Genomic DNA, 16,960 nt, shown 5'->3' with positions numbered 1-16,960 from the left:
ATCAGTCGCCTCCGAAGCAGACAAGACGATCGGCCACTTGCGCGGCCTCGTGCAGTTGGCCCAGCCCCGACAGTTCCCAGGGCTTGGGCAGGTTCACGGCCGGGCGCTGGTAGCGGTTGGCCTCGGCTTCGTCGAGCACGCCACGGCGCAGGGCGGCGGCGATACACACCACGGCGTCCAGCTGATGGGTCTGTATGAACGTGCGCCACTGGCCAGCCACGTCCAGTTCGTCCTGGGGGGCGACGACGTTGGCCGAGGCACTGTGCACCCCGTCCTGATAGAAGAACAGTCGGGCAATCTCATGCCCGCCGGCCAGCACCGCCTCGGCGAAGCGCAGGGCGCGTCGCGAAGAGGGCGCATGGGCCGGGGAGAACACCGCGATAGCGAATTTCATGGCTAACTCATGCAAAGGAATGGTGCCATGATAAAGCAAAAAAGCCCGCACCCGCTTGTGCAAGCGGGCGCGGGCTTATCATTCAATCTCCAGGTTCAAGCCTGCTCCTTGCCCTCCGGCAAGAACCAGTTCAGCACCAGCGCACAAATCCCCCCGGTAGCCACGCCCGACTCCAGCACGTTGCGAATCGCCGCCGGCATGTGCGCCAGGAATTCCGGCACCTGCGCCACGCCCAGCCCCAGCGCCAACGACACCGCAATAATCAGCAGCGCCCGACGGTCCAGCCGGGTGCTGGCCAGAATATTGATACCCGACGCCGCAACCGCGCCAAACATGACCATCGCCGCGCCGCCCAGCACCGGCTCCGGCACGGCCTGAATCACCCCGGCAACACTCGGGAACAGACCCAGCAACACCAGCATTACGGCAATCCACATACCGATATGACGGCTGGCAATACCGGTCAGCTGAATCACCCCGTTGTTCTGGGCAAAGATCGAGCTAGGGAAGGTGTTGAACAGACCGGCCAGCAGCGAGTTGGCGCCGTTGACCAGCACGCCCCCCTTGATCCGCTGCATCCACACCGGCCCTTCGACCGGCTGGCGCGACACCTTGCTGGTGGCGGTAACGTCACCGATGGCTTCCAGCGAAGTGACCAGGTAGATCACCAGCATGGGAATGAACAGCGCCCACGAGAAGCCCAGGCCAAAGTGCAGCGGTGTCGGCACCTGGAACAGCGCGGCCTCGTGCATGCCGGTAAAGTCCAGGCGGCCCAGGAAACCGGCCAGCGCATAGCCGACCGCGAGGGCGATGACGATGGCGCAGCTGCGCATCCACACCACCGGGATACGGTTGAGAACGACGATGATCGCCAATACCACGCCCGACATCAGCAGGTTTTCGCCATTGGCAAAGGTGCCATTGGCCATGGCACCAAAGCCGCCTCCCATGCTGATCAGGCCGACCTTGATCAGTGTCAGGCCGATCATCAACACCACGATGCCAGTCACCAGCGGGGTGATCAGGCGTTTGACGAAGGGCAGGATGCGCGACACGCCCATCTCGACGAACGAGCCTGCGATTACCACACCAAAAATGGCCGCCATTACGCCCTCAACCGGCGTACCTTGCTTGACCATCAGCGCACCGCCGGCAATCAGCGGGCCGACGAAGTTGAAGCTGGTGCCCTGAACGATCAGCAGCCCCGCGCCAAATGGGCCGAAGCGTTTGCACTGGACGAAGGTGGCGATACCCGAGATCACCAGCGACATCGAAACGATCAAATTGGTATCACGTGCAGATACGCCCAGCGCCTGGCAGATCAGCAGGCCAGGGGTGACGATAGGTACGATGATCGCCAGCAGGTGCTGCAGGGCTGCCAACAGGCCGATCAACAGCCGTGGCTTGTCCTCCAGACCAAGCACCAGTTCATTGGCAGGCGCCGCTGCGCCTGGGCTGTGTTCGTGTGAGCTCATTGCTGAAAGCCGCCCCGGAAGAAAAAAGGAGCGCATTCTACGGGGTGATGAAAGATAGCGGTAGAGAAAAGCAGGATGGCGACATGATCGGCGACCATTTGCCTGGTTATCTGACTTTTTGGTCAGTTATTGCGGTTGCCGGCATAATTGGCTCGAAACTGATGTAGGAGCGAGCTTGCTCGCGATGCGCTGCGCGGGCGCCGCTCGATCTATCAGGCGCTGAACCTCTTCCGACGAACATCCCGCAGCCCGCCCCATTTCCAGCGCCTACAAAAAAGCCCGCCTAAGCGGGCTTGTTGCGGCACAGCAATCAATCAGTCATCACGACCCATGATGCCAAACAACTGCAGCAGGCTGACAAACAGGTTGTAGATCGACACATACAGGCTGATGGTCGCCATGATGTAGTTACGCTCACCACCGTGAATGATCGCGCTGGTCTGGAACAGGATGCAGACCGACGAGAACAGCACGAAGCCAGCGCTGATTGCCAGTTGCAGGCCGCTGATCTGGAAGAAGAAGCTGGCAACGACAGCACCCAGCAGAACGAAGAAACCTGCAGTGATGAAGCCGCTGAGGAAGCTCATGTCCTTGCGGGTGATCAGCACGTAGGCCGACAGACCACCAAATACCAGCGCAGTCATGGCGAACGCGGAGCTCACTACCTCGGCGCCACCGGCCATGCCCAGGTAACGGTTGAGGATCGGGCCGAGGATGAAGCCCATGAAACCGGTGAGCGCGAAGGTGGACACCAGGCCCCAGGCCGAATCACGCAGTTTGTTGGTAAGGAAGAACAGCCCGTAGAAGCCGATCAGCACCACGAACACGTTCGGGTAGCCGACGCGCATCTGCTGGGCAACGAAAGCCATGACACCGCTGAAGGCGAGAGTAAGCGCCAGCAGGCTGTACGTGTTGCGCAGGACCTTGCTGATCTCCTGCTGCTCGACCTGCTGGCCGTGGTGGACGGCATAATCCTGTTCGCGCATGGCGACACTCCTTGGTAAACCTGTGGTTTCGGACGTTCAGATGCTAGGAGTCTACCATTGCTCCTGCAACCCGCGACACAGAGAGTTTGACAGCGTGTTTCATTAAGGTATTATGGCGGCCGCAAAACGAGCTGGAAGCGTGGCCGAGTGGTTTAAGGCAACGGTCTTGAAAACCGTCGATGGGCAACTATCCTAGAGTTCGAATCTCTACGCTTCCGCCATATTCAAAGCCCTGATTAGTCAGGGCTTTTTGCGTTTTTGGGGCTCCGATTTTCTATGTCATACGGATCGCGCCCGCATTTCTTTGATCATTTCCGCATGCTGTGTGCGAGCTGCTGGTAGTGGCCAAGTGATCCTGAGCCCTGCGCAAGGTTTGTCCTCGGCGATCGCAGGCGGTAACCCGTCGTTGAGCTGATGCGGCCGTTTCAAGATGTGCCGTTGATTCAGGAATCAGCCGATATCCTGCTGGGCAGGCGATGCGCTCATGTCAAAAAGCGAGCACAACAGGTCAACCGGCGCTTCGCAGCAGAGTTGATCGATTAACGCGCGCGCTCCTGCTCCTCGGCCATCAAGCGCTCGGTAGCTCTTTAGGATCGATTTCTCCTGCGCCTGCCAAATGATCCGCGCTACCAGTTCCTGGGTTTTTGCTGCTCAGGCGTCAGCGCTTCACTGGTCGGTGTAACACCGCCACGTTCCCGCAGAGGCTGGGCGATCCACCTGGGCAAGGCTGACTCAGCCAGTCCAAGCCACCGCGCCGCCTCGATGTTGTAGCCTGGTCGAGCACCAAGCGGGCGGCTTCGCGCTGAAATGCGGATGTGAAGGTGCGGCGTTGCTTGGTCATCAGGCACCTCTCTGTGGCGGGCAGGTGTCGCTACTCGTAAATATTTATGTGATGGAAGGATGGCGGAAATTTTGACATCACCCATACATTTCACCTCTGTTGTGAATTCAGTGGTTGTCGAGCACCCGGCTATTTCCTCTGGTGGACATATAGAAGTTAAAAGTTTTATGTGTTTAACGTAGTCACTATTTATTTGCTGTGAAGACCCCTCGGTATGCCACCCTAGTATGGGGCTTCAGTTGGTGCAGTTGCTCACGCTGGCTTGTGTGAGGTTTCCTCTCCTAAGCACGAGTTTTTATCCATTGCGCAAAGCCCCCTGGCAGCTCTAGCCTTCAGCCATCCAATAAGCCTTTGGCGATCATAACAAGAGAGGGTTTCGATGAAGTACGCAGACAAGAAAATCGCCGTGGTTACAGGCGGTGCGATGGGTATCGGTGCTGAAGCTGCCGTTTCACTGGCAAAGGACGGGCATCATGTCGTCATTTGTGACATCAACGTCGACGCGGCTGAGCAATTTTCGCGACAGCTCCGTGCGGAGGGCTTCACAGCTGACGCGTGCCAGGTAGATGTAGCCTCGGTGGAGTCTGTAAGAGATGCATTTTCTTGGATCGATAGCGAGTTCGGCAGATGCGATGTGCTGGTGAATTCCGCAGGCATCGCCAAGACCATGCCGTTCCTGGAGTTTGATCTAGACGTTTTCAACAAGACCATGCACATCAACGTCACTGGCACGTTCATGTGCTGCCAACTCGCCGCTCAAATCATGCGGAAAAATGGGTTCGGCAGAATCATCAACATCGCGTCGGTCGCTGGTATGCGTGCCGTGGGTAAGGGGCGAACCGCTTACGGTACCTCTAAAGGTGCAGTCATTGCGTTGACCCGGCAGATGGCTGTGGAACTCAGCGAATACGGGATCACTGCTAACGCTATTGCGCCGGGCCCGGTCGATACCCCGATGACCAAGGAGTTGCACAGCGACACCTTCCGCCAGGCTTATAGCAATGCTATTCCGGCTAAGCGCTACGGAACGACTCAAGAAATTGCCGGCGCAGTTAGCTATCTGGCATCTGACGTAGCCGCTTACGTGAATGGTGTTGTGCTGCCTGTGGATGGCGGGTTCCTGGCCTGGGGCGCAGGCGACCTGTAATCGGCACTATTGCAAGCGCCCAAGCGGGCGCTTGTCTAGCTTTGCGCCATCTCTTTTTTTATCCACTTTTCCAAATCTGCTGTATCGGGGCGTAGCCTTGCATTGGGTGAAACCCACAGAACCAACTTTGCCGCCCCTTGTGCAAAGCCAAACGGGGCCAACAAGGCGCCACTCTCAAGCTCTGCCTCCACCAGCATGCGTGGGACACAGGCGAACCCCAAGCCGAGCTTGGCTGCCTGAATGAGTAAATAGAAGTGCTCGAAAAACTCCATCTCAAGCAGCTCACCAGGTTCTTGCTCAATAGACGCATACCAGTCCTTCCACGCGTGGGGACGGGTTTTTGTGGTTAGCAAGCGTTCCTTGGTTAAATCGCTCACCTCTGTGACGCCGGACGCAGCCAGATAAGCAGGCGAACAGATCGCACCTACCCATTCGTTGGTTAAGGGTATCGGCTCGATCCCTGGAGGTGGTTCGATGCTGTCGAGGCGTATCGCTACGCTGACGCCTTCGTGGGCGAAATCAATGGGGCCGTGACCCGTTTTCAAGCCTAATTCCATGGTGGGAAAGCTGCTGTGGAGCTTGGCGAGTCGAGGTAGCAGCCAATGCATCATGATCGACGCCGAGCAGGAGAGCTCAAGCGGGCGAGGGCGAACTTCATCAATGCTTTCTTGTATCAAGGCAAAAGCCCTGGCCAAGCCTGAGGCGAGGCGTGCTCCCTCTGGAGTGAGTTTGGTGCCATGTGCATTTCGGGTCAGCAAAATTACACCTAGGGCGTCTTCCAGGCTTCGAACATGACGGCTGATAGCCCCGTGAGTCACGCACAGAGCATCCGCTGCATCGCTGAACGATCCTTTGCGCGCGATCATTTCAAACGCTCGTAGGGCATTGAGCGAAGGCCTGACTGGCGACGTCATATACGCACCTCCGTAAGACCGAAGCCTCGGCCATAGCTAGAATTCTAGTGTGAGTTTTTCTCACGATCGAAGGAAATCATATCGGTTGGATTGATACAGGGTCAATGTATATTGATTTGAAACTGCCTTGGGCATTTCGGGCAGATTCACAATAACAAATAGATTTGAGGCACCCATCATGGTCGATCACAAGGCCGGGCGAGAGGAGTTTACTGCCCGATTTTTTGTAGAGAGCAGCTACCCGATTGAACGGGTTAGCGAGGTAATCGCAGGGGAGCAATCCAGCGGTACCTTCCTCTCACTTCCTGGCGAATCGGCGGAGCTTAAAGAACGCTCTCGTGCTCGTGTCGTAGCTATCGAGCCGCTGCCATCCGTTTCCAGCCCTTCTCTGCACAGCGACTACCTGGCTCGCCACAATCCCTCTGAGACCTACCATCGAGGTGAGGTCACAATCGCGTTCCCTACAGCCAATATCGGAACGAATATCCCAGCGTTGCTCACCACCATTGCCGGCAATCTCTTTGAGATTGGCGAGGTGAGCGGGCTGAGGGTGCTGGATCTGGAGCTTCCCGAGCGGTTCGCATCGGGATTCATTGGCCCTCAATTCGGAATTGAAGGCACCAGGGCGCTAGCCGGTGTTCATGACCGACCTATCATTGGAACCATCGTCAAGCCGAGTATCGGCCTTACTCCAGAGCAGACAGCTTCTGTGGTCGATGAGCTCTGCGCCGGAGGTATCGATTTCATCAAGGATGATGAGTTGCTTATCGATCCTACCTACGCTTCGTTCGATGCCCGTCTCGGTGCTGTGATGCCTGTGCTTCACAAGCATGCAGATCGCCTCGGACGCATGCCTATGTACGCTATCAACATCTCGGGCAGCATCGACGAGATGATGCGCCGCCAAGATGCAGTGCTTGAGGCGGGTGGTACCTGCGTGATGCTTTGCCTGAATTGGGTTGGGCATTCGGCGGTTGAGCACATTCGAAAGCATGCCCAGTTGCCTATTCATGGTCATCGTAATGGCTGGGGAGCTCTGACTCGTTATCCCCAGCTAGGTTTCTCATTCGAGGTGTATCAGAAGATCTGGCGGCTGGCCGGGATCGACCATCTGCACGTTAATGGTATTCAAGGCAAGTTCTATGAGGCGGACGACTCCGTAATCTCCTCTGCCAAGAGTTGCCTTGCTCCATTTGCCGGCATGCGCCCCTTGATGCCTGTCTTCTCCTCCGGTCAATGGGCGGGCCAGGCGCCTGAGCTTTTCAACAGGCTTCAATCTGTTGACCTGATGCACCTCGCTGGCGGCGGCATCATCGGTCATCCGATGGGGATCGAAGCAGGCGTTCAAAGCATGCGTGAAGGCTGGGAAGCTGCTGTACAGCATGTGCCTCTTGAGCGTTACGCAGAGGGTAGGCCAGCCCTGTCAGCGGCCCTTCAGAAGTTTGGAGGCAAATAAGTCATGACCTCCCATCACGTTACCAAGCTGCCGTTGGTCTTTTATGGTGATGACTTCACTGGCTCGACCGATGCTCTAGAGGTTCTGACGGCTGCTGGACTTAAATGTGCCCTGTTCCTCGCTCCTCCGACCCCAGAACGCCTGGCGGAACTCGGCGAATTTGACGCCATCGGCATCGCTGGTGATAGCCGTGCTTTGTCCAATGGCGAGATGGATGCGGTGTTGCCCGGGATTTTTGAGGGCATCAAACGTCTATCGCCAGCGTTGATTCACTACAAGGTTTGCTCGACTTTTGACAGTGCCGACTCCGTGGGCAGCATTGGGCACGTCATTGAGCTGGCATCTCGCATCTATGATGTCAAAGGGATCCCGATCATTGCAGGCAATCCCGCATTGGGCCGCTACTGCGTTTTCGGCAACCTCTATGCCTTGTCCAAGACAGATCACAAGGTTCACAGGATTGACCGGCACCCTATCATGAGTGCCCACCCGATTACCCCGATGCATGAAGCGGACTTGAGTATCCATATCGGCAAGCAAAAGAGCTTGTCGATTGGCAAAGTCGATATTCGCCAGCTCGAAAAGACTGCAGAGCTCAGCCGATTAGTCGACGAGATGACACAGCAGCATGATGCAGTGCTGTTTGATGGTACCGACGACTCTCATATGACCACCGCTGGCCAAGTATTGACCGAGCTTTCATCAGGCGCAGCTCCAGTCTTCGTCGTCGGTTCTTCCGGCGTGGAGTACGGCCTCACACAATATTGGCGTACCGCTGGGGTGTTTCCGCCACGAGCGTCGCTGGCCGTACCTCTGAAACCTGCAGACCAGGTACTGGTTATCTCAGGCAGTGCTTCGCCGTTGAGTCAGTCCCAGATTGAAACGGCAATTGATTACGGGTTTGTAGAGCTTGAAGTCGATGCTGCCGCATTGATTACTGAGTCCCGAAAAAGTGCCGCAATACGAGATGTGGTCATGGCCGCTGTATCCCACCTGGAAGAGGGGCGGTCGGTTCTGATTCACACTGCCAAAGGCCCATGCGATTCTCGGATCGAGCAGATGATCGAGGCAATGCTGCAAAAAGGCCTGCCTCGTGATGAGGCGAGGGTTCAGGGTGGGAAGCAGCTAGCAATGGAAGTGGGTCAAGTTGCGCTTGAAATCCTTAAGGCATTCCCGTTGAAAAGATTGGTGGTTTCGGGCGGCGACACATCGAGCCAAGTAACCAAAGTGCTTGCACCCGATGCTCTGGTTATCAAGTCTGATATTTCTCCCGGCGCTCCTTTGTGCCAAATGCACTCTCGCGAGTCGTACCTAAAGGATGTGGAGATTGCTCTCAAAGGTGGGCAGATGGGAGATCGTGATTATTTCGTCAAAGCACTCAGAGGTCTTGAATAATCTCTGAGGGTCTTTCAGCAAGAAAATACTTGCATATCTACAATAACAAAAGGTGAAACCATGCATACCTCTATATCGAGCCCTGTCGAAAGTGACCTCGATCACATGGATCATGACGAGAAGAAATCCATGAAAAATGTTGTGGCCGGAAGCCTGTTCGGAACAGCATTAGAGACCTACGACCTCTACCTTTATGGCACCGCAGCTGCCCTTATTTTTGGGCCTCTGTTTTTTCCAGGGACTGACGAAACAGTTTCCCGACTGGCCTCTCTTGCGTCATTCGCAATTTCTTTCGTGGCGCGTCCACTAGGGTCGCTTGTACTTGGTCATTTCGGGGACAGGATTGGCCGTAAAAAGCTGCTGTACCTCACGCTCATCATTATGGGCTTGAGCACTGTAGGTATTGGTCTTTTGCCTACCTATGCCAGCATTGGCATTTGGGCACCTATCATGCTCTGCGTGCTCCGCTTCATCCAAGGCTTCGCTTTTGCGGGTGAGTACAGTGGCGCTGTGCTGATGCTCTTAGAGCATGCCCCAAGAAGAAGGAGGGGATTCTATGCGGCGATCAATAACATCGGCCCAGTCTTTGGTTTCATCGCGTCAGCTGGCATGCTTTTGATCGTCAGTGCCTTGCTGTCTAAAGAGGATTTCACCGCTTGGGGATGGCGTATTCCTTTCATCGCCAGCCTTGCGTTGCTGATAGTAGGGGTGTTTGTCCGCTCCAAAGTCCCCGAGTCTCCAGTGTTCGAAAAGACTGCTGAGAAGAGGGCTGCCACGCCTGGCGACTCGCAATCACCAGCGCTTCGCTTGTTCACTCGCTATCCTAAGCAACTGATGTTGGTTGCAGGCGCCAACATCTGCCATTTCTCGACTTTCTACCTCTTCACCGTATTTGCCCTGAGCTATGGCCAGCGAGAGCTAGGCCTGTCTAATGCATTCGTGCTGTCAGTCGCAATGGTAGCAATTTGTACTCACCTGGTAGTTGTACCTTTTGCAGGGGCGATGGCAGATCGTATTGGCCGCCGTACCATGATGCTGATTGGTTTTGTCGTGACGGCACTTGCCGCCTTTCCTTTCTGGCACCTCTTTTCAACCGGCGAGTTCTGGCCGATGGTCGCTGGATCATGCCTGTTCATGACCGGATATGGCTTGGTATACGGTGCAGTGCCATCGTTCACTGGCGAAGCTTTCGGGCCTAGCGCTCGCTTCACTGGTTTCGCGATGTCTACTAACGTTGGTGGAATTGTAGGCGGTGGTACTGCTCCAATTGTAGGGGCATTCCTCCTCAGCCATTACGGTACGCCTTACGCGATCTCGATGCTCACGATAGCTCTCGCGGCGTTCTCTGGACTCTGTGTCTACCTGTCTGCTGAGACAAAAGACGTGGACATCGTCGACGAGTGACCCTGGCATTTGCGTGCCTCCCCGGGGGCACGCAGTCTCGGCTGTAAATCCCACCTTGTATTGCTGAGTGCTCAGCCAGCATAACTTTTCGAACTTACTCAGTGAGATGAGAGAATCCTCGTCCCTGGAAGGTATCGGTATGACCATCCGTAGAACCAAAATTGTTGCAACTCTAGGCCCTGCTAGTAATTCGCCGCAAGTCATTGAAGCGCTGATCTTGGCCGGGCTAGATGTAGCGCGTTTGAATTTTTCTCATGGCACTCCAAGTGAGCACATTACTCGCGCTCGCTTGATTCGTGAGATCGCTGCCAAACACGGTAGGCACGTGGCTTTGTTGGGCGATTTGCAGGGCCCTAAAATTCGTATTGCGAAATTCACTAACAAACGGATCGAGTTGAAGGTTGGCGATACCTTTTCGTTCTCCACGAGCCATCCCCTCATGTCAGGCAATGAGCAGGTTGTAGGGATTGATTACCCTGACCTAGTGAAGGACTGTGGTGTCGGTGACGAGCTACTGCTTGATGATGGGCGCTTGGTTATGCGTGTTGAGTCAACTACGCCCGAAGCCTTACATTGCATCGTCACTGTGGGCGGGCCTCTGTCAGATCACAAGGGGATCAACCGCAAGGGGGGCGGGCTCACTGCTCCTGCCCTTACCGAAAAAGACAAAGCTGATATCAAACTCGCTGCCCAAATGGATCTCGACTATTTGGCCGTTTCATTCCCTCGGGATGCCAAGGATATGGAGTACGCCCGCAAGCTGCGTGACGAGTCAGGAGGGACAGCCTGGCTGGTGTCGAAAATCGAACGAGCAGAGGCTGTTGCCGATGATCAGACGCTCGATGAGCTGATCGCAGCGAGTGATGCGGTCATGGTCGCTCGGGGAGATCTTGGTGTGGAGATTGGAGATGCGGAGCTAATCGCTATCCAAAAGAAGATCATTCTGCATGCCCGGCGTAACAATAAAGCGGTGATCGTTGCGACCCAGATGATGGAGTCGATGATCTCCAGTCCGATGCCTACCCGCGCTGAAGTGTCAGATGTGGCCAATGCGGTACTCGACAATACTGACGCCGTAATGCTGTCCGCTGAAAGCGCTGCCGGGGCATACCCCATCGAGGCAGTACGTGCCATGGCTCGTATTTGCAGCGGTGCTGAAAAGCATCCAACCAATGTAAAGTCTAGTCATCGATTGCATACGACCTTTGGGCGTTGTGACGAAAGCATTGCGCTGGCCGCACTCTACACAGCGAACCACTTTCCTGGTGTTAAGGCAATCATCTCGCTCACAGAGAGTGGCTTCACACCCTTGATTATGTCTCGGCTTCGTTCTCATGTGCCGATCTATGCGCTTTCGCCTCATCGCGCTACCCAGGCTCGCTCCTCGCTGTTCCGTGGTGTTTATCCAATAGCGTTTGATCCTGCCTCACTGCCCTCTGAGACAGTAAGCGAGGCCGCCATCGGCGAATTGCTGAAGCGTGATTTGGTACAGCCTGGAGACTGGATCATTCTCACTAAGGGTGACAGTTACAATGTGGTGGGTGGTACGAACGGCATGAAAATCCTCCAAGTCTAACTCTCAGTTAATTTAAATAATTCTAGAGGCGGATGCATCAGCTTTGATGCTTATAAGGATCTGCCTCTAATCCTTGTCGGATATATACGGCGGTGCCACGCAATCGGTACTCACCTAGGTGTAGCTCCGGGGTATGGTCGCTATTGTCAGGGAGCTTCCAAATGGTTGTTCAACAGAAAATTTTTGAGTCTGGTTTGGATCAAGATTTGAAGCCTAATGACTGGCCACGCGATTTTGATATTCGAGCTGAGTTTGCCGAACAACAAGAGTTGCTGGACGCTAATTATCAATATGCTGGATGTGCATCGCAATGGGAGGAAAGTAGTGATGAGTGAGTTCACTCGCATCAAGAAAGTCTTCGCTCGCGAGATCTTGGACTCTCGAGGCAACCCTACCGTAGAGGCTGTGGTTACTTTAGGTTGTGGAGTAACAGGTGAGGCAAGCGTACCGTCAGGCGCTTCCACCGGCTCCCGTGAAGCCCTTGAATTGCGTGATGGCTCATGGCGTTACAAGGGAAAAGGCGTAATGCGTGCCGTCGAAAATGTGAATGTCGCGATTCACGAGCGCATTCTAGGCCTGGACGCACTGGATCAGCGCGTCATTGATCAAGCGATGATCTCTCTTGATGGTACGGACTCGAAATCTATTCTTGGTGCTAACGCAATTCTCGCTGTTTCTTTGGCCACGGCTAAAGCTGCCGCAGCATCCCAAGGTATTCCATTGTACGAACACCTTGCGAAACTATTCAGTGCGAACCCCACTTACTCTATGCCTGTGCCGATGATGAATATCCTCAACGGTGGTGAGCATGCGGATAATAATATCGACATCCAAGAGTTCATGATTCAGCCAGTTTCAGCTCCGAATTTTAGAGAGGGTTTGCGAATTGGCGCTGAAATATTTCATACCTTGAAGGCCGTGCTTTCAGAGCGTGGCCTAAGTACCTCTGTTGGTGATGAGGGTGGCTTCGCCCCCTCCTTGGCCTCGAATGAAGAAGCGCTCGTTGTTATTGCTGAAGCTGTTAGTCGCGCAGGCTACGAGTTAGGGCGAGACGTAACGTTAGCATTAGATTGCGCGGCTTCCGAGTTTTACAACGAGGGTAAATACAAGTTGGCAGGTGAGGGGAGGTCTCTGACTTCCGAGCAGTTTGTTGACTATTTAGCTGATCTCTGTAGCAAATATCCGATTGCTTCTATCGAAGATGGTCTGGATGAGAGTGATTGGGATGGATGGGCATACTTAACCGCTCAGCTGGGCCAGAAGGTTCAACTGGTGGGGGATGATCTTTTCGTCACTAATCCAAAAATTCTGCGCAGGGGTATTGAGCAAGGAGTTGCCAATTCCATTTTGATTAAACTTAATCAAATCGGAACTCTAAGTGAGACGTTTGATGCCATACGTATGGCGCAAGAGGCTGGTTATGCTGCTGTGATTTCCCATCGATCCGGGGAAACGGAGGATACAACGATTGCCGATTTGGCCGTAGCGACTAACGCCGGGCAGATCAAAACCGGCTCGCTGTGTCGTTCAGATCGTGTTGGGAAGTACAACCGCTTGCTTCGTATTGAAGAGGCTCTTGAAGGCCAGGCGTCCTAAGGTGCTGGGACGATCCTCGTAGATGCCGACTGACCATTGCGCACACGGTTTAGCTCTAAGTAGATGTATGAGTCGTGCGCGCCAGGAATATCATTCAGAGGTTCTCATATGACAACCTGCACTCTAATTGTTTTGGATGGAATTGGACTGAGGTCTCAGCAGGAAGCCAATGCAGTAGCTGCTGCCAACACTCCGACCCTGGACTACCTTTTCGAAAATTACCCTTGCAGTGAGATTGCGACGTCCGGTATGGCTGTAGGGCTTCCTGATGGTCAAATGGGAAATTCCGAGGTCGGTCATATGAACCTCGGAGCGGGCCGGATCGTTTATCAAAATTTTTCGCGGATCAACAAAAGTATCGAAGATGGCTCATTCTATGAGAACGATGCTTTTCTAGAGGTTTTGAAACGTACAAGGCAACGAGGTGGTTCAATTCATCTGCTTGGCTTATTGTCACCTGGCGGTGTTCATAGTCACTTGGATCATTTTGTTGCAGCAGCCAGTTTGGTTGCGGCGAATGGTATCGAACAGTGCTATGTTCATGCGTTCCTTGATGGGCGAGATACCCCACCCAAAAGCGCTTCAGAATCTATTTCTGCCCTTGAGCTTGAATTGGCCAACAATGGCGGAGGTAGGATCGCGTCGTTAGTAGGGCGTTACTATGCGATGGATCGCGATAACCGCTGGAGTCGGGTAGAGGCGGCCTACAGGTTAATTGTTCAAGGGCAAAGCAAGTTTCACTATGAAACTGCGCTGGAGGCTCTTCAAGAAGCCTATGCACGTGGCGAAAGCGATGAGTTTGTCCAGGCAACATCGATTGGCAGCCCTGTTATAATTAGTGGAAACGATGCAGTCATACTATTAAATTTTAGGCCTGACCGATCTCGTCAAATGTGTAAAGCGCTCACTGACTATAATTTTTCTGAGTTCAAGAGACCTTTTGTCATAGGCAAAGAGCAGATGCTCACTATGACGCGCTACGCAGAAGAATTTGATGTATTGTGTGCTTTTCCGCCAGAGCCTATTAGGAATAGTCTGGGTGAGTACATGGCCCGGCTGGGAAGGTCTCAACTTAGAATTGCCGAAACAGAAAAGTATGCCCACGTTACGTTTTTCTTTAATGGGGGGCAGGAAGAGCCATTCTCATTGGAAAAAAGGATTCTTGTTAAATCTCCGCTGGTGAAGTCCTACGATCTTCAGCCCGAGATGAGTGCCTTTGAATTGACGGATAATTTAGTCGCAGAAATCTTAAGCGCCAATCATGACTTGATTGTATGTAATTATGCAAATGGGGACATGGTTGGTCATAGTGGTGTTTTTGAAGCTGCTGTAAAAGCTGTGGAGGCCGTCGATCAATGCCTGCGGCGTGTTGTAGACGCAGTGCTTGTGTCGGGTGGCAATTGCCTGATAACTGCAGATCACGGCAACGTTGAGCAGATGTGGGATCCGGAGTCTGGACAAGTTCATACTGCCCATACTCTTAATGCCGTACCTCTCATCTACATTTCCGGTGGGAAGAAATTCGGCCTAAGTAATGGGCGGCTGTGTGATATCGCTCCAACCATTCTAGATATCCTAGATCTTCCGCAGCCCAAAGAGATGACGGGTGTTTCGTTATTAAAGTCCATTAGTCAATAATGCATCCTTTACCTGCTCATCCGTGCTACGCAACCGGTCATAGTGCGCAGTATCGGCAACAGGGTACGTTCAGTTGCAGGTGGGTTTCGACTGAGGATGGTGCTTCACGGCCTGTCAGACGGACCATGACATTCGGGATGGGTTCAGCGCTCAGGCTGCCAGACGCCAAAACTGGCTTTACCGCTGCGAGGACAGCACTCAGGCCTGCGATGGGTCCATGGCTGGCAATCACACCATCATCGGCAATCATGACGATCCGAGAGGGATGGCGCCGACTGCTGACCCCAGTCCAGGACTTCTGCGACGCTGAGACCGTTGTACTGCAGATGGATCACCTCGTGCCATAACGCCGATAGCGCTGGGCAAGCCAGGCATTCAACGCTTCGATGCTATGAAAAGTGCTTGGGGGCAGCATCATTTGGTCCGTTCCTATCATGCCAAAGGCGAAAAATGGCTGCGCGACAGCCCGCATGCTGCAGCAAGCGCGGTGACCGATATGCCGGTATCCAGATGATCCAATATCATCTGCTTGGCCGTTGTGACCTGCCAGGGTTTGAGCCGCCCAGTCGACCGAATCGCGACGGTGGCTATAACGATGCCTTTAGTACTGTTCATGGGATCAATTCACTCTGAAAAATCTGTAGATGGCTTGATCCGGGCAGCACGATTCGCTGAAGCCTCGTCTGGCGCTTCAGAACACTCCGTAACGATTGGTAGCTCGGATCAGCTCGAGCTAGCCCCGCTTGTTGATCAGGAACCAACTTTGGGGCTGATCAGGCATCAGACCGATGCGGGCACGGGGGCCAGGGTTGGGCCGTGCTGAACGCGCTCTGGCGCTTTGTGCACCATGGTGTAGGCGTAGTCGACGCCCATGCCGTAGGCACCCGAATGCTCTTTGACCAGTTCCATGACCGCATCGTAGGTGTCGCGGTTTTTCCAGTCGCGCTGCCACTCCAGTAGCACCTGCTGCCAGGTAACTGGTACCACGCCCGCCTGGATCATGCGCTGCATGGCGTAGTCGTGAGCCTCCTTGGTCGTGCCCCCGGAAGCGTCGGCAACCATATAGATCTCATAGCCTGCATCGTGCATGGCGGATAGCGCGAAGGTGGTGTTGCAGACTTCAGTCCACAGGCCCGAAACGATGATCTTGTTTCGACCATTCTTCTTCAGCGCGTCACGTACCTTCTGGTCGTCCCAGGAGTTCATGGACGTGCGTTCGAGCAGCGGAGCGTCAGGGAAGACCGCGAGCAGCTCGGGGTAGGTATGCCCGGAGAAGCTCTCGGTTTCGACTGTGGTGAAGATGGTGGGAACATTAAAGATCCTGGCTGCTTTGGCCAGGCCCACGGTGTTGTTCTTCAGCGTCTGCCGGTCAATGCTCTGCACGCCAAAAGCCATTTGCGGTTGCTGATCGATGAAGATCAGTTGGCTGTTGAGCGGGGTCAGTACTTCAGTGTATGGCTTGCTCATTGTTCTTCCCTTTTGCTGAACGGTGGCGAGAGTTTTTCGGCGGGATGTCGCCGAGTGCCAGCACAAGATAGCGAAACACTCAGCGAAATGGTGACGCACATTTGCGCTCTTGCAGGCGCATTAATGCACCATAGATGACGTCCAATCCGGTGCTAGGATCTCGGCCAGTCGGATCACGTCGATCCATTTTTCGCCAAGGAGAATCCAATGGCTGCTTCACGACCTTTCAACGACGACACCGCCTACTGGGGCGTTTCATGGGAAGAGGGCTACGGCTATCCGCAAGCGCGGCGAGTTGGCAACGAGATCTTCATCTCGGGGCAGTTCAACCATGACGAAGAGGGCAACCTGGTAGCGCCGGCGCCACTGGATGCTGACGGTCGTCCGAGCGATTTCTCGTCAATGGGCGAACAGATGCGGGTTTCCTACAACAACATCGCCAAGCTGTTGGCCTTGTATGGCGCTACGATGCAGGATGTCGTTGAGGAGACGCTGTATGTGTTGGACATGGACGCAGCCTTTGCCGTAGTCGGCAAGGTGCGCAAGGCGGCCTATGGCACCGAGCGACCGCAGGCGGCCAGTAATATCATCGGTGTATCGCGGCTTGCACAGCGCCCCCAGCTGATCGAGATCGTGTGTCGTGCTGTGATCGGCGCCCAAGCCAAATAAAC

Annotated in this window: 15 protein-coding genes, 1 tRNA gene and 2 pseudogenes; 10 read left to right on the top strand and 8 right to left on the bottom strand. The window is 54.5% G+C overall.

Annotated features, from left to right (window positions below; translation table 11 throughout):
* Position 1: 1 nt before the first annotated feature.
* From tusD to AC3WLP_RS01815, 3 genes are all read right to left on the bottom strand, one after another.
* The gene (gene tusD / locus AC3WLP_RS01825; protein ID WP_003251188.1) at positions 2-394 is read right to left on the bottom strand and encodes a sulfurtransferase complex subunit TusD; all 393 of its coding nucleotides are present in this window, start codon (positions 392-394) and stop codon (positions 2-4) included.
* 95 nt (positions 395-489) lie between these two features.
* The gene (locus tag AC3WLP_RS01820) at positions 490-1,869 is read right to left on the bottom strand and encodes a nucleobase:cation symporter-2 family protein (RefSeq protein ID WP_003251186.1); all 1,380 of its coding nucleotides are present in this window, start codon (positions 1,867-1,869) and stop codon (positions 490-492) included.
* A 314-nt stretch (positions 1,870-2,183) separates the two neighbouring features.
* Positions 2,184-2,855, bottom strand: a complete 672-nt coding sequence (locus tag AC3WLP_RS01815) for a Bax inhibitor-1/YccA family protein (protein WP_003251184.1) — start codon at positions 2,853-2,855, stop codon at positions 2,184-2,186.
* A 133-nt stretch (positions 2,856-2,988) separates the two neighbouring features.
* On the opposite strand from AC3WLP_RS01815, the gene AC3WLP_RS01810 reads away from it, so the two are divergent.
* A tRNA-Ser gene (locus tag AC3WLP_RS01810) sits at positions 2,989-3,076 on the top strand.
* Positions 3,077-3,329: 253 nt separating this feature from the next.
* Here AC3WLP_RS01810 and AC3WLP_RS01805 read toward each other — a convergent pair.
* Positions 3,330-3,696, bottom strand: a pseudogene (locus AC3WLP_RS01805) (transposase); the annotation flags it as partial.
* A gap of 379 nt (positions 3,697-4,075) precedes the next feature.
* On the opposite strand from AC3WLP_RS01805, the gene AC3WLP_RS01800 reads away from it, so the two are divergent.
* A complete protein-coding gene (locus tag AC3WLP_RS01800; protein WP_012051834.1) occupies positions 4,076-4,843 on the top strand; it encodes an SDR family NAD(P)-dependent oxidoreductase in 768 nt (255 codons plus the stop codon).
* A gap of 35 nt (positions 4,844-4,878) precedes the next feature.
* Here AC3WLP_RS01800 and AC3WLP_RS01795 read toward each other — a convergent pair whose 3' ends face one another.
* Positions 4,879-5,757, bottom strand: a complete 879-nt coding sequence (locus tag AC3WLP_RS01795) for a LysR substrate-binding domain-containing protein (RefSeq protein WP_012051835.1) — start codon at positions 5,755-5,757, stop codon at positions 4,879-4,881.
* A 178-nt stretch (positions 5,758-5,935) separates the two neighbouring features.
* On the opposite strand from AC3WLP_RS01795, the gene AC3WLP_RS01790 reads away from it, so the two are divergent.
* The 7 genes from AC3WLP_RS01790 to gpmI all read left to right on the top strand — a co-directional run bounded on the left by AC3WLP_RS01790 (position 5,936) and on the right by gpmI (position 14,822).
* Positions 5,936-7,213, top strand: a complete 1,278-nt coding sequence (locus tag AC3WLP_RS01790) for a ribulose-bisphosphate carboxylase large subunit family protein (protein ID WP_088512485.1) — start codon at positions 5,936-5,938, stop codon at positions 7,211-7,213.
* Between the two features lie 3 nt (positions 7,214-7,216).
* Positions 7,217-8,608 carry a four-carbon acid sugar kinase family protein gene (locus tag AC3WLP_RS01785; RefSeq protein ID WP_088512484.1) on the top strand — a complete coding sequence of 464 codons (1,392 nt, stop codon included), beginning with the start codon at positions 7,217-7,219 and terminating at the stop codon, positions 8,606-8,608.
* A 60-nt stretch (positions 8,609-8,668) separates the two neighbouring features.
* Positions 8,669-10,012 (top strand): MFS transporter, encoded by a 1,344-nt coding sequence (locus AC3WLP_RS01780; protein WP_012051838.1) that lies wholly within the window; start codon positions 8,669-8,671, stop codon positions 10,010-10,012.
* Between the two features lie 139 nt (positions 10,013-10,151).
* A complete protein-coding gene (gene pyk, locus AC3WLP_RS01775; protein ID WP_088512483.1) occupies positions 10,152-11,588 on the top strand; it encodes a pyruvate kinase in 1,437 nt (478 codons plus the stop codon).
* A 161-nt stretch (positions 11,589-11,749) separates the two neighbouring features.
* Positions 11,750-11,923 carry a hypothetical protein gene (locus tag AC3WLP_RS01770; protein ID WP_014755978.1) on the top strand — a complete coding sequence of 58 codons (174 nt, stop codon included), beginning with the start codon at positions 11,750-11,752 and terminating at the stop codon, positions 11,921-11,923.
* Positions 11,916-13,184 (top strand): phosphopyruvate hydratase, encoded by a 1,269-nt coding sequence (gene eno / locus AC3WLP_RS01765; protein WP_088512552.1) that lies wholly within the window; start codon positions 11,916-11,918, stop codon positions 13,182-13,184. The genes AC3WLP_RS01770 and eno overlap by 8 nt, the downstream gene beginning before the upstream one ends.
* Before the next feature lie 108 nt (positions 13,185-13,292).
* Positions 13,293-14,822 (top strand): 2,3-bisphosphoglycerate-independent phosphoglycerate mutase, encoded by a 1,530-nt coding sequence (gpmI, locus tag AC3WLP_RS01760; RefSeq protein ID WP_088512482.1) that lies wholly within the window; start codon positions 13,293-13,295, stop codon positions 14,820-14,822.
* Here the strand turns inward: gpmI and AC3WLP_RS01755 are convergent.
* From AC3WLP_RS01755 to AC3WLP_RS01745, 3 genes and pseudogenes are all read right to left on the bottom strand, one after another.
* Positions 14,802-15,219, bottom strand: a pseudogene (locus AC3WLP_RS01755) (IS21 family transposase); the annotation flags it as partial. The gene gpmI and the pseudogene AC3WLP_RS01755 overlap by 21 nt on opposite strands.
* 35 nt (positions 15,220-15,254) lie before the next feature.
* Positions 15,255-15,437 (bottom strand): helix-turn-helix transcriptional regulator, encoded by a 183-nt coding sequence (locus tag AC3WLP_RS01750; protein ID WP_371919674.1) that lies wholly within the window; start codon positions 15,435-15,437, stop codon positions 15,255-15,257.
* Between the two features lie 165 nt (positions 15,438-15,602).
* Positions 15,603-16,289: a hydrolase gene (locus tag AC3WLP_RS01745; protein ID WP_064491897.1), complete on the bottom strand. Its 687-nt coding sequence runs from the start codon at positions 16,287-16,289 to the stop codon at positions 15,603-15,605.
* A gap of 207 nt (positions 16,290-16,496) precedes the next feature.
* On the opposite strand from AC3WLP_RS01745, the gene AC3WLP_RS01740 reads away from it, so the two are divergent.
* Positions 16,497-16,958, top strand: a complete 462-nt coding sequence (locus AC3WLP_RS01740) for a RidA family protein (RefSeq protein ID WP_012051847.1) — start codon at positions 16,497-16,499, stop codon at positions 16,956-16,958.
* Positions 16,959-16,960: the final 2 nt, after the last annotated feature.

The organism is Pseudomonas sp. FW305-E2 (genome assembly GCF_058782925.1).
Note: the sequence above shows the minus strand (reverse complement) of the source record. Positions and strands in the feature narration are given on the sequence as shown.